The organism is Marinilabilia rubra (assembly GCF_003121985.1).
In the GTDB taxonomy this organism is placed as follows: Bacteria; Bacteroidota; Bacteroidia; order Bacteroidales; family Marinilabiliaceae; genus Marinilabilia; species Marinilabilia rubra.
This window is the reverse complement of sequence record NZ_QEWP01000036.1, coordinates 1-16435: the sequence shown is the minus strand read 5'-3', so window position 1 is coordinate 16435 and position 16435 is coordinate 1. Positions and strand designations below refer to the sequence as shown.

Annotated in this window: 12 protein-coding genes; 10 read left to right on the top strand and 2 right to left on the bottom strand. The window is 42.7% G+C overall.

Going from position 1 to position 16435, the window contains the following annotated elements:
* Positions 1 to 125: 125 nt before the first annotated feature.
* The gene (locus DDZ16_RS20355) at positions 126 to 1298 is read right to left on the bottom strand and encodes a hypothetical protein (RefSeq protein WP_109266328.1); all 1173 of its coding nucleotides are present in this window, start codon (positions 1296 to 1298) and stop codon (positions 126 to 128) included.
* Positions 1299 to 1486: 188 nt separating this feature from the next.
* Positions 1487 to 2335, bottom strand: a complete 849-nt coding sequence (locus DDZ16_RS20350; protein WP_109266327.1) for a GIY-YIG nuclease family protein — start codon at positions 2333 to 2335, stop codon at positions 1487 to 1489.
* A 926-nt stretch (positions 2336 to 3261) separates the two neighbouring features.
* Here DDZ16_RS20350 and DDZ16_RS20340 point away from each other — a divergent pair.
* The 10 genes from DDZ16_RS20340 to DDZ16_RS20290 all read left to right on the top strand — a co-directional run bounded on the left by DDZ16_RS20340 (position 3262) and on the right by DDZ16_RS20290 (position 16282).
* Entirely contained in the window at positions 3262 to 4014 is a 753-nt protein-coding gene (locus DDZ16_RS20340) for a DUF6261 family protein (RefSeq protein ID WP_109266325.1), read from the top strand.
* 389 nt (positions 4015 to 4403) lie between these two features.
* Positions 4404 to 4775, top strand: a complete 372-nt coding sequence (locus DDZ16_RS20335) for an HYC_CC_PP family protein (protein ID WP_109266324.1) — start codon at positions 4404 to 4406, stop codon at positions 4773 to 4775.
* Between the two features lie 373 nt (positions 4776 to 5148).
* Complete coding sequence (locus DDZ16_RS20330; protein ID WP_109266323.1) at positions 5149 to 8964, top strand: efflux RND transporter permease subunit; 3816 nt, start codon at positions 5149 to 5151, stop codon at positions 8962 to 8964.
* Between the two features lie 170 nt (positions 8965 to 9134).
* Positions 9135 to 9512, top strand: a complete 378-nt coding sequence (locus DDZ16_RS20320) for a four helix bundle protein (RefSeq protein ID WP_109266322.1) — start codon at positions 9135 to 9137, stop codon at positions 9510 to 9512.
* On the top strand, positions 9493 to 10902 hold the full coding sequence (locus DDZ16_RS20315) for a TolC family protein (protein ID WP_232526830.1): 1410 nt from the start codon (positions 9493 to 9495) through the stop codon (positions 10900 to 10902). Before DDZ16_RS20320 ends, DDZ16_RS20315 begins: the two co-directional genes overlap by 20 nt.
* A 104-nt stretch (positions 10903 to 11006) precedes the next feature.
* Positions 11007 to 12857 carry an efflux RND transporter periplasmic adaptor subunit gene (locus tag DDZ16_RS20310; RefSeq protein WP_109266320.1) on the top strand — a complete coding sequence of 617 codons (1851 nt, stop codon included), beginning with the start codon at positions 11007 to 11009 and terminating at the stop codon, positions 12855 to 12857.
* Between the two features lie 155 nt (positions 12858 to 13012).
* Entirely contained in the window at positions 13013 to 13354 is a 342-nt protein-coding gene (locus tag DDZ16_RS20305) for a P-II family nitrogen regulator (protein WP_109266319.1), read from the top strand.
* Positions 13355 to 13463: 109 nt separating this feature from the next.
* On the top strand, positions 13464 to 13838 hold the full coding sequence (locus tag DDZ16_RS20300) for a heavy-metal-associated domain-containing protein (RefSeq protein WP_109266318.1): 375 nt from the start codon (positions 13464 to 13466) through the stop codon (positions 13836 to 13838).
* Positions 13839 to 13897: 59 nt separating this feature from the next.
* Positions 13898 to 15625 (top strand): multicopper oxidase family protein, encoded by a 1728-nt coding sequence (locus DDZ16_RS20295; RefSeq protein WP_232526829.1) that lies wholly within the window; start codon positions 13898 to 13900, stop codon positions 15623 to 15625.
* A 45-nt stretch (positions 15626 to 15670) separates the two neighbouring features.
* Complete coding sequence (locus DDZ16_RS20290; RefSeq protein WP_109266316.1) at positions 15671 to 16282, top strand: class I SAM-dependent methyltransferase; 612 nt, start codon at positions 15671 to 15673, stop codon at positions 16280 to 16282.
* Positions 16283 to 16435 lie beyond the last annotated feature (153 nt).

The following is a 16435-nucleotide window of genomic DNA, read 5'->3' as shown; positions in this document are numbered from 1 at the left end:
GAAAACACTATAGTTAAATCATTGTTATATAGTTTTTTATTGTGAGGCATCCTGAAGATTGTTTAGTTCAACAATAGCCTCCAATATCAAGCGTGTGCAAGCAACGCTTGATCGGAGGCTAAGTGTTAGGCAAAGTTATTTATTTCATAATCAATACATTGTAAATATTCATCCAAATTAATCTTTTTTTCCAATTTGCTCATAGCGGAACTAATTTTTACAGCCGCAGATGCAAATTTTTCATTTTTATCATCTATTACTTGAACCTGAACATCTGTGAATTTGTCTCTTGTAAATTCGTCATCATAGATAGCACTTGCTATACGTTCTAAAAATTGTGAGGAATGAATAACAGAGTCTTTAAGGTCTGCATTTGTTTTTTTCTTTAGTCGTAAAATGAAGGTATTTTCCTGCTCAATTGTAGATACAAATTGAAATCCTACAATTTGAATGTTGTTAATTAAATGCATTAAAACTGATTCAAATCTCAACTTCATTTTATCAGTACCTCCCAAATTTTCAACAACCTCTTTTGTGTAATTTAAATTAATTAATACTTCAGATAATCTAATTACTCTGTATATATCTTGAGTCCAATCAAGAATCAATTTAAGTTGCTCAAAACTTATATTTAATGTTTTTATATTTTTCTTTCCATATTCAATTTTAATAGAGTCTTTAACTATGCTAAAAGTCTTATGAGCAGAAATGTTTCTCCATTGATTAGTTGTAATCGAAAAATATGGGTCTTTTAAAAACAAAGCCGCAGAAACGCTTTCATTGACTGGAAACTTTTGTATTATTTGACCAAAATCAATCTTTGAATTATCGTAATAAGTCCCTTTAGTATAATAATTTATAAAATTATCAAACATTCTAAATCTAGGTTTGAATACTCCTTCTAATATCTCATCAATCACTTTGAAATAATAACTCATTTTATCTCTTTCTGAAAAATCAGTAGGATTCGGTTGAATGATAGCATTGGTCATCCATTTTAAATCCGTACCCGAGATTTCATAAAATGAATCCGATAGGTGTTTAATTGCTAATTGTTCGTCACGCTCAAAACACTCCTTAAAAATTAAAAATGTCCAATCAAAAAGATTTAATAAATCAGGATTTTCAGAAAACTTAACGTAATTAATAATTTCAGTCCTTAACACCTCTTTATTGGAGTTAAAAATCTTGTCGTTACGAAAATATGGTCTAAATTTTAAGCTTATTAACTCATTCCAATCATCAACTGAAAAATCGGTGGTAAACTTTAAATGTTTATATAGTTCATCTGATTTCATTCGATTTCTCTATTTGCAGGGCGTTTCTTGTAATTTTGCCTAACGTCCCGGCTATATGCGCCTGGGCGTGGTTTCAGACCAGCTGTGGATTTATCAGCTTGAACGCATGGTTTAGGGAAATACAAAACCCTCAATATGCTGTGGATGCCACGGCTGGCGTATCATAGCTTTGTTGTGCCCCTGTTGTTTCAATCCGTAGTTTCGTATTCCCTTAGAGTTTTTCCAGTTTTAAGTTTCCATTCTGTTAAACCATTCGAATTACGGCCTAATACAATTGATGCGGCAGTTGATGGACTACTAAAAATAAAGTCCTCAGGGAATTCAAGAATATCTCCGTTTAGAATTAGAACTTTTTCATCAATCAGTTTTTGCCTTAAATTCAATAGGTTATTTGTCATTGAAGCAACTGTGCTATTAGCTGCTTTGGAATTTTTAAATACCACAAATCCGTCTGATGAGGGTTCGCCTTGTGCATCAGCTCCACGAGCCGCTTTGATGAAGAAGGTATTTTGTTTTTGTTTAGGTCTTATTTCTCTTTTTTCTTCAAAAACTTTATGCCCTAGTGCATTAGTTAACATTTTTATGTTTTCAATAAATTCTTCCATTTCTGCTATGTCAGATTCAGAAATGGAAGATTGAGTTGGGATTACAGAATTTTCAATCTTATATCGATTGACCTTCTTTGCAATTTCATATAATCTGTTTTCAAGGAATTTGATATGTGCTTTATTTAGGTTTCCATCTTTGCTGATAAATAGGATTGTTTCATTCCAAAATTCTTTTTGATTAATTTGTTGGTTCAGCCGTTTAAAGATTACTTCGGCTTCACCAATGTATACTTGGTCTTTCCCTTCATCATCTTTCCCGAAAAGAAGGTAAATTCCTGTACTTTGGAGATCGTCTCTGTCCGTGCAATCTTTAATTTTTATCCTAGGAATTTTGTATGCTTTTCCTGTCCAATTGGATAACTCACAGGTCAATCGACCGTTTGGATCGCCATCAATTAAAAATATCTTTATTGTTTTTCCGAATTTCATATTGATATGTTATTTTTCTTTTACAATGGGGCACAACGTTTCCATAACCACATTGTCGTTTATGCCTAAAAACGACATTGTGTTTATATTTATTATGGAATCACTTACTTTAATCGTAAACGCCTGATGTAACGACTATATATCTAATCATCTATATTTAATTATCAGGCATTCAAATATAGCCATTCAAAATTGAAAAGTTATTCTGTTAATTGAATAGGTTGAAGACATGGAACCATTTTAGGCATTTTAGAGATTATCAGATTATTGAAACATAGAAGATGCAGACTGGTCTATGGATGGCAATGGTTGCGGCAGGAATAAAGTAAACCACAGCTCAAAATAACAAACGCTCAGAACTTTCAGAAATCAGGTTGGATCATGACCTGGCCTAAAAAATTTCTATAAAATATATTGCACATGTGCATTGAAAAAAAGAATTCCCCGAAATTGAGAAACACCCGTACCTTGAATAAAAAAAAATTTCGCAATGCCATTTCACGCGTAAATTGGCTAAATAAAATCTCCGAAAACAGATTGCACGTCTGCTTTGGCTCAAAAAAATTTATGTAAACACATTACACGTCTGTTTTGCCTTAAAAAATGCTTCGAAAACAGATTGCACGTGTGTATTGGTTAAAAAAAAGTTTTAAACAGGCATTGCACAGGTGCATCGGCTAAAAAAAAATTCACTGAAGGCATTGATCTCGTGCATTGACTAAAAAAAATTCCGGTTGTACATTCCTCGTCTGGATGAGTTCAATAAAAATTCCGGAAAATAAACATTCATAAGGGCTGCACATAAATCCCAAATCATAATCAACTGAATTCAAACAACTTTTCTGTTTAAACAATTTGACTTTTATGATCTTTATCAGTAATTTGCTTCTCGTTTTATCAAAACCCTGAAACAAAAATGAAAATTTATGTTTGAAACCTTATTTATTACCAAACTCTTCAATGGTGAATTTGTCCAGCATATGGACTATTTTTTGGAAATCATCAAATCCAAAAACCCTGAACACCTGAAAGTCGTAGAACTGATGAACAAAATGGAGCCAAAATACGAAGTAATGAGCTCCATCTACAAGCCTGAAAGAGGCAGTGACCTTACACCAAAAATCCAGGCTGCCGATGACCGCAGAGACGCTGCTATTAGCGGGATCACTGCTGCCCTGGAAGCATTTTGCTATCATTACGATCCAGCTATTAAAAATGCCGCTCTTTCGCTAATGGACGACCTAAGTACTTTTGGACGTGGAATTGCCCGGCTTAACTACCAACAGGAGACCATAACCATAGGAAGCATCGTTAAAAAGTGGGAAAAATCACCCGACAGTGTTATTGCTCTGAAGCAGTTGAACCTCTATGAATGGGTAAAAGAAATGGATGCTGCAAATCAAATTTTCAGGGACTATTTCCTGACCCGCATGAATGAAAACGCAGACAATCCGGAAGTTCGCTTCATTGAGGTAAGAAAGGAAATTACCCACCTTTACCGCCTGATGATTAATCAACTTGAAGTATTTGCTTCCATCAACGACGATGAAGTTTACAAAGAAACTGTCAATCGCATCAACGAACTTACCGGGAATTACAATGCTCTGGTTATTGCCAGGCAAAATTCCGATGATGATTCAGAAGAAAACGGAAATACAGAAATATCCAACGAAAACTAATTGCTAACCCCTCAGGGTTTTGATAAAACTAAAGCTGAATGCCTAAAATCAGGCATTCAGCTTTTTTCTTGCCTTAATCCCCTATAGGAGATTGTTAAATGAACTGGTGAGAGAATGAGAGAATGAAGGAATGAGAGAATGAAGGAATGAGAGAATGAGAGAATGAGAGAATACCATTCCACCACCCTCCCCCCATGTAAGTTTTTTCGAAAATTGTGTAAAACGAATAAGAAAGTCTGTTGTTATATTTGTAATTGTATAAAACGCGAAAACGCTTTCAAACAAAACGGAAAAGAGAAGCGAGAAGCAGGAGATGGTACAGTCTGACTGGAAAAATCACTTTTACAAACTCTGCGACTCCGCGTCTCCGCGTTTAAAACAGAAAATAAATGCTCAGAAACGTCACAAATATCATTATGACTTGCCTGTTGTTGATTTCGACAACGGGTTTTGCTGTTTCCAAGCATTACTGTGGCAACGAACTTATCTCGGTTGAACTAAAAACTGAAGCTGATCCTTGCTGCGATGACGGCATGTGCTGCCATACCGAGACGCAGTTTTTGCAACTGGACAATGATTATCTGGCTGTTGTCACAAACATAAATCCGGAGAATCTTTTTGCTTCAGATCTCATTATGAATTCTTCAGAAGTTGAGCTTCCTTTACCGGAAACCGGCTTCAATACTTCATTTAACAACTCCGGTCCGCCACCCCGCTGCACGGGCACCCGCCTGGCTTTGCAGCAGGTCTATCGCTTGTGATAATCCACGCTCGTTTTTAGCGCAGAGACTAAAGGGAGATCAACAGATTTTTAGAAAGTTAGATTTAAGATAAAACTCTCTGCGTCCCTTCTGCACCTCTGCGGTTAAAAACCTGGGGGGATATCAAAAATCATCTCAAAGGTCATTACGCTTTCAATCACAAGAAAATAAAAGCCACGGAGTGGCGACAGAGTGGTAAAATGCCAATTGCATAATCAACGGACTAAGCGCCGGAGGTGCGACACCCAAAAAGCCATTTTATTACAAGCCTGACTTTTGAATCAGAAAAACACCTCAGAACTCTAATATTAACCAAAGTATTCTTTGCGTTTTTACTTCTGCGTTTAGATTATACCTGAAAACCACATCATACATGCTAAACAGAATTATAAAATACTTTCTGGAGAACAAGCTGGTCACCATGTTGGTGCTCATCACTCTGGTTACCTGGGGCGTGGTTACGTCCCCTTTTGGATGGAAAATTGACCCATTACCTTCTGATCCGGTACCCGTTGATGCCATTCCCGACATAGGAGAAAACCAGCAAATTGTTTTCACCGAATGGAAAGGACGATCGCCTCAGGACATTGAGGACCAGATCACGTATCCGCTCACCACTTATTTATTGGGCATTCCGGGTGTTAAGAGCATCCGCAGTTCGTCCATTTTCGGATTTTCAAGTATTTACGTCATCTTCGAGGAGGACGTTGAATTTTACTGGTCGCGCTCCCGCATTCTGGAGAAACTCAACTCCATACCGTCAGGACTGCTTCCGGAAAGTGTCCAGCCCACCCTGGGACCCGATGCCACGGCTTTGGGACAGGTCTACTGGTACACCCTCGAAGGCCGCGATAAAGAAGGCAATCCCACCGGGGGTTGGGACTTACACGAAATCCGGACCATTCAGGATTACTATGTGAAGTACAGCCTTAATTCGGCCAAAGGCGTTTCGGAGGTGGCATCCATCGGTGGCTTTGTTAAGGAATACCAGATTGATGTTAACCCAAGCGCCCTGAAGGCCTACGACATACCGCTACACAAAGTAATGATGGCGGTTAAGAAATCGAACCGCGACGTGGGTGCCAAAACGGTGGAGATCAATCAGGCCGAATATCTGGTACGGGGTATTGGTTACATCAAAAACATCGAAGACATTGAGCAGGCTGTTGTAGCCGTAAAGGACAATGTGCCTGTGCGGGTTAGCGATGTGGCTAAGGTATCGCTGGGACCCGCCTCACGACGTGGAGCCCTTGACAAGGACGGCGCCGAAGTGGTAGGTGGCGTTGTAGTTGCCCGCTATGGTGCCAATCCTCTGGAAGTCATCAATAATGTAAAAGACAAGATAAAGGATATCGGTCCGGGATTGCCAACTAAAACACTGGCAGATGGCACCGAAAGTCAACTCACCATTGTACCGTTTTACGACCGGTCGGGACTGATTTATGAAACCCTGGGAACGCTGGAAACAGCATTATCCCTGCAGATTCTCATCACCATACTCGTCATTATTGTGATGATTTACAACCTGCGGGCGTCTGTAATGATCTCAGCCTTACTGCCCATTGCCGTGCTGATGGTATTTATTGCCATGCGCTACTTTGGAGTGACCGCTAATATTGTGGCCCTTTCGGGGATAGCCATTGCCATTGGTACCATGGTCGACCTGGGGATCATATTGTCCGAGAATGTGATTAAAAACATTGAAGAAGCCCCACCCGGGCAGAAACTGATCACCACCGTTTACAAGGGTGCATCTGAAGTATCATCGGCCATTCTCACGGCGGTGTCCACCACCATCGTAAGTTTCATTCCGGTATTTACCATGCAGGCTGCCGAAGGAAAATTGTTCGGTCCTCTGGCATTTACCAAAACCTTTGCGCTGGTTGCTGCTTTATTGGTTTCACTGCTGATACTCCCAACTCTGGCACACTGGTTTTTCGGATTTCGAATAAAAAACCGCCATTTATCCAAATGGGGCAATGTGGCACTGGCAGTGGTTGGATTGGTGGCACTGATTTTTGGCGCCAATTGGGGCGGTACGGTATTGTTGCTTTTCGGTATTACCGGATGGGCAAGTCAATATTATAATGTATCCTCCCGCGAAGATCAGAAGTGGTACCACTATCTTTTGAAACATTCAGCACTGATCATATCAGTTCTGGCAGTCATCTGGATTCTGTCGACTTACTGGTTGCCACTGGGGCCGGGCAAAAGCACGGTTACCAATATCTTATTTGTGGCACTGTTGGTGGCCCTCATCCTGGGATTCTTTATCCTTTTGGAGAGATTTTACAAACCAATTTTGCGATGGACTCTGGAACATAAAGCCACATTCCTAGCCATTCCGGGCTTCCTGATAGTACTCGGATTAACCATCTGGATGGGCTTTAGCACCATGTTCGGCTTCTTAGCCAAAGGTTTTGATAACCTCGGGTGGAATGTACGCACCACCACCGTTTGGTCGAGCCTCACCCACTCATTCCCCGGCATTGGCGAAGAATTTATGCCATCGCTGGACGAGGGCAGTTTCCTTCTGATGCCTACATCCATGCCCCATTCGGGAATGGAGTACAACCTGAAGGTATTAAAGCAACTCGACATGCTGGTCACCAGCATTCCCGAAGTGGAACTGACCGTTGGAAAGCTCGGACGTGTAGAGTCGGCTCTTGACCCGGCACCGGTGTCTATGTACGAAAATGTGATCAACTACAAGCCCGAGTATGCACTGGATGATCGCGGCCATCGCACAAGGTTCCGCACCGATGATGAAGACCGCTTCATCACCAGTGACGGCGATACCTTAACCAACGCCGAAGCATTGGAGCAGGGCATCACCAAAGCCGATTTAATTGCTGATGAAGACGGGCTGTTTTTCCGCAACTGGCGGGAAGAGATTCAGAGTCCCGATGACATCTGGAATGAGATCGTAAAAGCGACAAAAATACCCGGTGTCACATCTGCCCCCAAATTGCAGCCCATCGAAACCCGTTTGGTGATGCTGCAAACAGGCATGCGGGCTCCCATGGGGATAAAGGTTTACGGTCCCGATCTTCAAACCATCGAGGCATTTGGGATGAAACTGGAATCCATACTGAAAGAGGTTCCATCGGTAAAAGCCGAAGCGGCCTTTGCCGACAGGGTTATCGGAAAGCCATACATCCACCTGAACATCAACAGGAATGAAATTTCCCGATATGGATTAAATGTGGAAGATGTTCAGCAAACCATCGAAACGGCTATTGGAGGAATGAAGATTTCCACCACCGTAGAAGGCAGGGAGCGGTTCCCGGTAAGGGTGCGTTACCCCAGAGAACTAAGAGAAGACCCTGAATCTCTGGGTAAAATTCTAATGCCCACACCTACTGGTGCCCAGGTTCCCCTCAATCAGCTGGTGGATATCGAATATGTACGCGGGCCGCAAATGATTAAAAGCGAAGAGACCTTTCTCACCAGTTATGTACTGTTCGACAAGCGCGACGGTTTTGCCGAAGTGGAAGTTGTCAATGATGCACAAAACACCATTCAGGCAAAAATCGACAGCGGAGAACTGAAAGTACCTGCCGGGGTTAGCTATAAATTCTCTGGTAATTACGAGAATCAGATAAGGGCCGAAAAACGTCTGTCCATCATCGTTCCCGTGGTACTGATCATCGTCTTTCTCATTTTATATTTCCAGTTTAAGTCGGTGACCACCTCACTGATGATTTTTACGGGAATTGCCATGGCGTTTAGCGGAGGTTTCATACTGCTCTGGTTTTACGGCCAGGATTGGTTCATCAATTTCTCAGTCTTTGGCACCAATATGCGCGACTTGTTTCAGATGCAAACCATCAATCTCAGTGTGGCAGTCTGGGTGGGCTTCATCGCTTTATTTGGCCTGGCTACCGACGACGGCGTGGTTATGGGTACCTATCTGGATCAGAGTTTCCGCCGCCATAAGCCCGAAAACATTAGCGCCATCCGTGCAGCCATTGTGGAAGCAGGGTTAAGACGAATACGCCCGGCTGTAATGACAACCGCCACCACCATTATTGCGCTGCTTCCGGTGCTTACATCCACCGGAAAAGGCTCAGATATCATGGTGCCCATGGCCATCCCCGCATTTGGAGGGATGATTGCTGCGGCAGTAACGTATTTTATTGTGCCTGTGTTGTATAGTTTGAGGGAGGAAAGGAGAGTTAGAGATTAGAGACTGGAGACTGGAGGTTAGAGGCTGGAGGCTGGAGATTAGATGTTAGAGGTTGGAGACTGGAGGTTAGAGGTTGGAGGTTAGAAGTTAGAGATTGGAGGTTAGAGGTTAGAATCTATTATTGTATATTCAGGACAATTAACCAAAGTTTCTAATTCAAAACCAACAAAATGATCAGATCTTACAAAGACCTCACAGTTTACAAACGATCTTTTAATACAGCAATGGATATTTACCGGATGACAAGGGATTTCCCGAAAGAAGAGGTTTATTCCCTGACTTCGCAAATAGTGCGATCATCCAGGTCAATAAGCGCTAACATATCAGAAGGATGGGCCAAAAGAACTTATGAAATGGTTTTTAAACAACATCTCATTAATTCATTAGGCTCTTGTTCTGAAACCGAAACATGGCTGGATTTTGCCCTTGAATGCCAATACTTAGACAATGAAACACATAACCGATTCATGAATGAGCTTGACCAAATCGGAAAAATGCTCAACAAATTACACCAGAACTGGACAAATAATGAAAAAAGAAGAACATAAAATATCGTCAAAGAGACAGCAGGACAGAGGAATTAGGCATCATGATAGAACATTCACCAAATGGCCATCATCTAACATCTATCCTCTAACTTCTATCCTCTATCCTCTAACTTCTAACCTCTATCCTCTAGCATCTAACCTCTATCCTCTGTCATCTATGCTCAGATACGCGTTAATAGCTTGTGTGTTAATGCTGCTGGGAACTTATCAGGTTCGCGCCCAATCCCTGGAGACCTACTTCGCCACCGCTGCCGAGAACAACCCCGGCCTGCAGTCCAGATACAAGTCGTTTGAGGCGGCATTGCAGCGGGTGCCACAGGTAAGTTCGTTGCCCGATCCGACATTCTCGTTCGGGTACTTTATCTCTCCTGTAGAAACCAGGCTGGGGCCTCAGAAAGCTAAATTCTCGCTTTCGCAGATGTTTCCCTGGTTTGGGACCCTGAAGGCTAAGGAAGATGCTGCATCATTAACAGCTGAAGCCAAATTTCAGGAATTCGTGGATGCCCGCAACCAACTATATTATAAGGTGGCTGCAGCTTATTTCCCGCTATACAAACTCAATGAATGGAAGCAGATAGAAAAGGAGAACATCGAAATCCTGAACTCTTACAAGGACATTGCCACCCGCAACTTTGAAAACGGCAAGGGTGCCATGGTAGATGTACTGAGGGTGGACATTATGCTGAAAGATGCTTCCACCAGTCTGGACATTCTCAATAAAGAAGAGAAACCCCTGCTTACTACCTTCAACAAATTGTTGAACAGACCAGCAGATGAAAAGGTAGATATAAAGGTGGTGGCAAACACAGATTCATTAAGGGAACATGTCAGGAAAGATTCTCTGATGGCTCAACATCCAATGCTTAAAAGGCTGGAATTGTTGCGCCAATCGAGTGAAGCTGCTGAAACAGCTGCCCGGAAAAGCGGATACCCCAAACTGGGTCTTGGACTTGACTATGTGGCTGTAGGCGAACGTACCGACATGCAGGTGGAAGACAGCGGGCAGGATGTAATCATGCCAATGGTATCGGTTACTATTCCCATTTTCAGGAAGAAATACAATGCTGCTGTAAAAGAAGCACAGCTAAAACAGGAGAGCCTGGCACTTCAAAAAGAGGAGTTCACCAACAATCTGATTTCAAAATATGAAAGTGTCTGGTTTGACATCAATAAGCAGGAGCAACTAATCAGCTTGTATGATCAGCAAATCGATGAAACACGCCGGGCACTGAAACTGCTGACAACAGCTTATTCCAATTCGGGAAAGGAGTTTGAAGAGGTTTTGCGCATGCAACAGGAAATACTGAAATATGAAAAGAAAAAAGCCGCAGCCATAAGCAAATATAAAACCGCTGTGGCAAGAATGGAATATGTGTTGGGGGCCCTCTAAATCCCCCCAAGGGAGGACATACCTGCCCGCAACCCGAAATATCTGAAAGAAATTGCACAAGTACAGACGCCCGATCGGGCGTCTCAACCGCAAAACTAAACACCATGGACAATAATAATAAAGTAAAGACACCCGATCGGGTGTCTCAACCAAAGAAAACGATAATCATTACCATTGCCGCCCTGGTAGTGGGATTATTACTGGGCTGGCTGATCTTTGGGGGATCAGGGGGCGATTCTGGGTCCGTACAGACGCCCGATCGGGCGTCTCAACATGACCATTCCGGAGAAGAAACCACCTGGACGTGCTCCATGCATCCGCAGGTAAAGCAACCCGACCCGGGCGACTGCCCCATTTGCGGAATGGATCTCATCCCTATGGAAGAAGATGACGGAGGAGCTGATCCAAGAGAAATTAAGATGTCTCCAACGGCTATGCAGCTGGCAAGTATTCAGACTCAACCGGTAACCCAGGGAACTGCGGTTAAAACGGTGCGGCTCGACGGAAAAGTGGAAGCCGACGAACGTGAAGTTTATTCTCAATCATCCCACGTACCCGGACGAATAGAGCAACTGACCATTAACTTTACCGGTCAGTATGTAAAAAGGGGGGCACCGGTAGCCTATGTTTATTCTCCTGATCTGGTAACCGCACAGGAGGAACTATTCGAAGCTCAGGCCATAAAAGAGGTCCAGCCGGAACTTTACAGAGCAGCCTATGAAAAGCTCAAAAACTGGAAACTTACCGATGCCCAAATTGACAGAATTCTTGATTCGGGTGAGCCCCGGGAACAATTCCCCGTATTGGCCGATGTTTCCGGCTATGTTACTGACAAGCTTGTGAATATGGGTGATTACATAAAGCGTGGACAAACCATCTACAAAATTGCTGATTTATCAACAGTTTGGGTTTTGTTTGATGTATACGAAAGTGACATTCCGTGGATTGAAAAGGGAGATGAAGTAACTTTTACGGTTTCTTCTCTACCCGGAGAAACCTTCTCTGGCAAGATTGATTACATTGATCCGGTTATTAACCCCAAAACAAGAGTTGCCAAGGCCAGGGTCGCAGTCAAAAATTCAGATTTGGAGCTAAAACCGGAAATGTTTGTTTCCGGGGAGGTTGAAGCTGGTCTCAGCAGCCATGAAGAAAACATTGTTGTGCCACAATCAGCAGTGATGTGGACCGGAAAACGCTCGGTAGTGTATGTAAAAAAGACCACTGAAGACAAGGTTGGCTTTGTTATGCGGGAAGTGTTGCTGGGACCTGATCTGGGCAACAGCTACATCATCGAAGAAGGCCTTGAAGCAGGCGAAGAAATTGCCGTTAATGGCACGTTCAGCATTGATGCAGCCGCTCAACTTAGCGGAAAGCCAAGTATGATGAGTCCGGAAGGAGGAGAACCTGCCACCGGACACGATCATGGCAGCATGACATCGAATGAGCTGGAAGACATGGAAGGGGAAAGCCAAAGCCCTGAGGAAAAAGAGATTCCCAACTACGAAGCGCCGCAACAATTTAAAAAGCAGTTGACAGCCTTTTTCGATCAGTACATAGAAATGAAAGATGCCATGGTGGCCTCCGATGCTGAAATGGCATCAGCTGAAGCCAAAGATGCACTGAATGCACTGAACAACACCGACATGGCATTGCTAAAAGGGGAAGCTCATATGTTCTGGATGGAGGATCTTGATAAAATGGAGTCTGCTTTGACAACCATCAGCGAATCTGAAGATCTTGGCAAACAGCGAAAAGCTTTCATTGATTTCAATCCAATATTGTTTAATAAAATCAAAGCTTTCGGGCTGGACAGAAAAATTGTCTATTTCCAGTATTGTCCTATGGCCAACGACGATAAGGGGGCTTACTGGTTGAGTACCGAAGAGAATATCCGCAATCCTTATTATGGAGAAATGATGATGGAGTGCGGGGAGGTAAGAGAGACGATAAATTAAGGTTGAGGCTGAGATTAAGGTTGAGGCTGAGGTTGAGGCTGAGGTTGAGGCTGAGGATATCTGATTATAAATAGCTCTCTAACTTCCAGCCTCTATCATCTAACCTCTAACTTCTTTTTCTTAAATCTTAGATCTAAAATCTAAACATCTAAAATATGAAACTAATAAAAGCATACATACGCCACCACAAAGTTGAAGAAGTCTATAACGCTCTGAAGTCGGAAGGTTTTGGAGCCATGACACTGGTGGAGTGCGAAGGTACCGGAAAATACACCGACAGTGAGGAAAGGCACATCAGCGACCAATACCCGTTTGCCGATGCCTGCAAAGTCACGAAGATTGAATTACTAATCCCACGAAGTGATGTAAAAAAGGTAGTTGGTATTATCCGCGAACAAGGAAGAACCGGCTACCAGGGTGATGGAATGGTCCTTGTGTCACCAGTAGATGAAGTGTACAAAATAAAAAACAACGATTCCGGTGTGGAATCGATTTAGTAGAGACGCACGATCGTGCGTCTGTAATTGAGACACACAATTGTGCGTCTTTACCTATCCCGGCCCATATACATTAATTTCTATTTTTAAACACAAAAACAAGAATGTTATGAAACGTAAAATGTTAAGTCTGTTAAGTATGCTGCTGATTGGAACAGTAGCGGTATTTGCTCAAAGCAAAACCGAGAAATTTGAAGTAAAAGGAAATTGCGGCATGTGTGAAAAACGCATCGAAAAAGCAGCCAATTCAGTAGAAGGCGTCAGTAAAGCCGACTGGAACAAAGAAACCGAAATGATGACAGTAACTTTCGATGAGGGTAAAACCAATGTGCACAAAGTTCACATGGCCATTGCAAAAGCCGGACACGACACCAAAATGCACAAAGCATCTGACGAAGCTTATGAAAAACTGCCCGGATGCTGCAAGTATGATCGTACTGAGTCGAAAAAAGACAGTGACGACCACCACGGTCACCAGCACTAAGCTGCTGAAAGCAGCCCATGGGGCCTAGAGCAGAGAGCAAGGAGCCAAGCGCAAGGTGGATGAAGAAGGGGCTATGTGTGACCCATTACATTCGCCATGCACTCTGCCCTTTGCTCCATGCTCCAGGTACCCTGCACCTTGCCCGCACCAAACAATCCCCGATCCCACTTGTTCCCCTTACAAAAGCATTGATAATGAAAAACTTCACTTCAAAAAAACTCATTTTCCTGCTTTTGATTGCTACCGGTCTGAGTGCCTGTAATGCACAAGGGAAGAGCAACTCCAAAACCGGTTCTGTCAAGGCAACCAGCAATTTCAATCCCGACGTGGAAATCAAAATGACAGCTCAACCTGTTTCCATGCAACTTTTGGATGGTAAAAAAACAAATGTATTCCACTATGAAGCCAAACTTATTAAAGGGAAAGCCCGCAATCTTTCAGAAATCCCCGGGTCATACCTCGGCCCTGTCATCAAAATAAAGCGTGGACAAAAGATCAGGGTGATTTTTAAAAACAACCTACCCCGTGAAAGCATTATTCACTGGCACGGACTGCACATTCCTCCAGAAATGGACGGGCACCCGATGCATGCTATTGATAATGGCGAGCAATATGTGTATGAATTCACAGTAGTTGATCGCCCCGGAACGTACTGGTTCCACCCCCATCCGGATAAAATAACAGGCCCCCAGGTTTACAGAGGACTGGCAGGGCTATTTATTATTGAGGATGAACTCAAGGGGTTACCCTCAGGAGAATACGATCAACCATTGGTTATTCAGGACAGATCTTTTGATTCCGATAATCAGTTGGTTTATGTTGAAGAGAGTCCCATGCAACGAATGCAGGGATTTCTGGGAGATCAGATCTTCATCAACGGGAAAAAGAACTTAACTCAAAATGTAAATAAGGGAACTTACAGGTTCAGAATTCTCAACGGTTCCAATGCCCGGATTTACAAATTGGCATGGAGCGATGGTTCAGAATTAAAGGTCATTGCAACCGATGGAGGATTGCTCGAAAAGTCTCTTAATAAACCTTACCTAATGCTGGCCCCTGGAGAGAGGGTCGAGATTTGGAAGGATTTCTCAGACTTCAAGCCAAACGATAATGTCACCCTTGAAAGTCTGGCCTTCAACTCAGGTACCTCAATGGGCCGCATGGGAGGTGGCGGAATGATGGGTAACATGGGAGGTGGCATGATGGGAGGCAATTCCCCTGGCAGAAATGGGGAGGCCATGGAATTGTATACCTTCATTGCAAACGAGGATAAAGGAAAATCTTTGGAAATTCCGCAAACCCTCTCCCAGATCAAAGAAATTGAACCAACGAAGGCCGTAAACTATGATTCACCAAAACAGTTTCACTTCTATAATGAACGCATGAACTGGGTCATCAATGGCGAAACCTTCGACATGGAAGAAGTTGCAGACTGGGAAAAAGTAAAACTAAGCACTACTGAAGTCTGGCAATTCATAAACGGCGACGATGGAAGCGGCATGGGCATGATGCAGGATATGATGCAGCTCCCCCACCCTGCCCATATCCACGGTCTGCAATTTCAAATTATTGAACGAGACATATCAGGAATGGATGCAGATGTTTGGAACAGTGTAAAAGACGGTTTCATTGATAAAGGCTGGCAAGACACCTTTTTACTAATGCCCGGAATGAAAGTAAAAGTTGTTATGAGTTTCAGAGACTTTACCGGAAAATACATCTACCACTGTCACAACCTCGAGCACGAAGACATGGGGATGATGCGTAATTATGAGGTGTTGCCCTAGTGTCAACAGGCTGAAATCGATACAAAGCAACTCCACAGACCAACCATGAAAAATAAAGTCCAACAAAGATACAACCGGATAGCCGGTTTTTACGACATCCTGGAGGCCCCCATGGAACATATGTTTTCCAAGTGGAGAAAAAAACTTTTAGCCGAGGCCTCAGGAAAAACACTTGAAGTGGGCATAGGTACAGGTAAGAACATTCCTTTTTATCCTGAAGAAGTAAAGCTGACAGGTATTGACTTTAGCCCAAAAATGGTCGAAATTACAACTGGTAAATTACGAAAACATCCACGACCTAATACAGAGATTATTCAAATGGATGCTGAGAATATGTCTTTTCCGGATAATTCATTTGATACAGTTGTTACGTCCTGCGTGTTTTGCTCGGTACCTCATGCTATTGAGGGGCTCAAAGAAATTAAGCGGGTTTGCAAAAGTGGAGGTAAAGTGCTGATGTTGGAACATGTTCGCAGTCAGAAGAAGGCAGTGGGAAAATTTATGGACATTATTAATCCTCTGCCTTTATACATCTATGGTGCTAATATCAACCGGCGCACTTACGAAAATTTACTGAAAGCCGGCTTTGAAGCGGATCAAATTAAGGTGGAAAACATCTGGTACGATATTGTGAAAATCATCAGGATAGAAAGTTAGAAATTGAGATTATTAGGTGATAGGCATTTAGATAAAAGTAGCCCAGCCGCGCGGAAGCCGGAAGCTGGAGGCTGGAAGTTAGAAGTTAGAAGCTGGAAACTTTCGAAGTTAAGAAATTTTGATTCTTTTTGCGGCATATTTAAAAAACTAAGA

Excerpts from the sequence above, each read along its gene's own strand:
- DDZ16_RS20355 (WP_109266328.1), bottom strand. The coding sequence starts at position 1,298 with ATGAAATCAGATGAACTATATAAACATTTAAAGTTTACCACCGATTTT.
- DDZ16_RS20350 (WP_109266327.1), bottom strand. The coding sequence starts at position 2,335 with ATGAAATTCGGAAAAACAATAAAGATATTTTTAATTGATGGCGATCCA.
- DDZ16_RS20340 (WP_109266325.1), top strand. The coding sequence starts at position 3,262 with ATGTTTGAAACCTTATTTATTACCAAACTCTTCAATGGTGAATTTGTC.
- DDZ16_RS20335 (WP_109266324.1), top strand. The coding sequence starts at position 4,404 with ATGCTCAGAAACGTCACAAATATCATTATGACTTGCCTGTTGTTGATT.
- DDZ16_RS20330 (WP_109266323.1), top strand. The coding sequence starts at position 5,149 with ATGCTAAACAGAATTATAAAATACTTTCTGGAGAACAAGCTGGTCACC.
- DDZ16_RS20320 (WP_109266322.1), top strand. The coding sequence starts at position 9,135 with ATGATCAGATCTTACAAAGACCTCACAGTTTACAAACGATCTTTTAAT.
- DDZ16_RS20315 (WP_232526830.1), top strand. The coding sequence starts at position 9,493 with ATGAAAAAAGAAGAACATAAAATATCGTCAAAGAGACAGCAGGACAGA.
- DDZ16_RS20310 (WP_109266320.1), top strand. The coding sequence starts at position 11,007 with ATGGACAATAATAATAAAGTAAAGACACCCGATCGGGTGTCTCAACCA.
- DDZ16_RS20305 (WP_109266319.1), top strand. The coding sequence starts at position 13,013 with ATGAAACTAATAAAAGCATACATACGCCACCACAAAGTTGAAGAAGTC.
- DDZ16_RS20300 (WP_109266318.1), top strand. The coding sequence starts at position 13,464 with ATGAAACGTAAAATGTTAAGTCTGTTAAGTATGCTGCTGATTGGAACA.
- DDZ16_RS20295 (WP_232526829.1), top strand. The coding sequence starts at position 13,898 with ATGAAGAAGGGGCTATGTGTGACCCATTACATTCGCCATGCACTCTGC.
- DDZ16_RS20290 (WP_109266316.1), top strand. The coding sequence starts at position 15,671 with ATGAAAAATAAAGTCCAACAAAGATACAACCGGATAGCCGGTTTTTAC.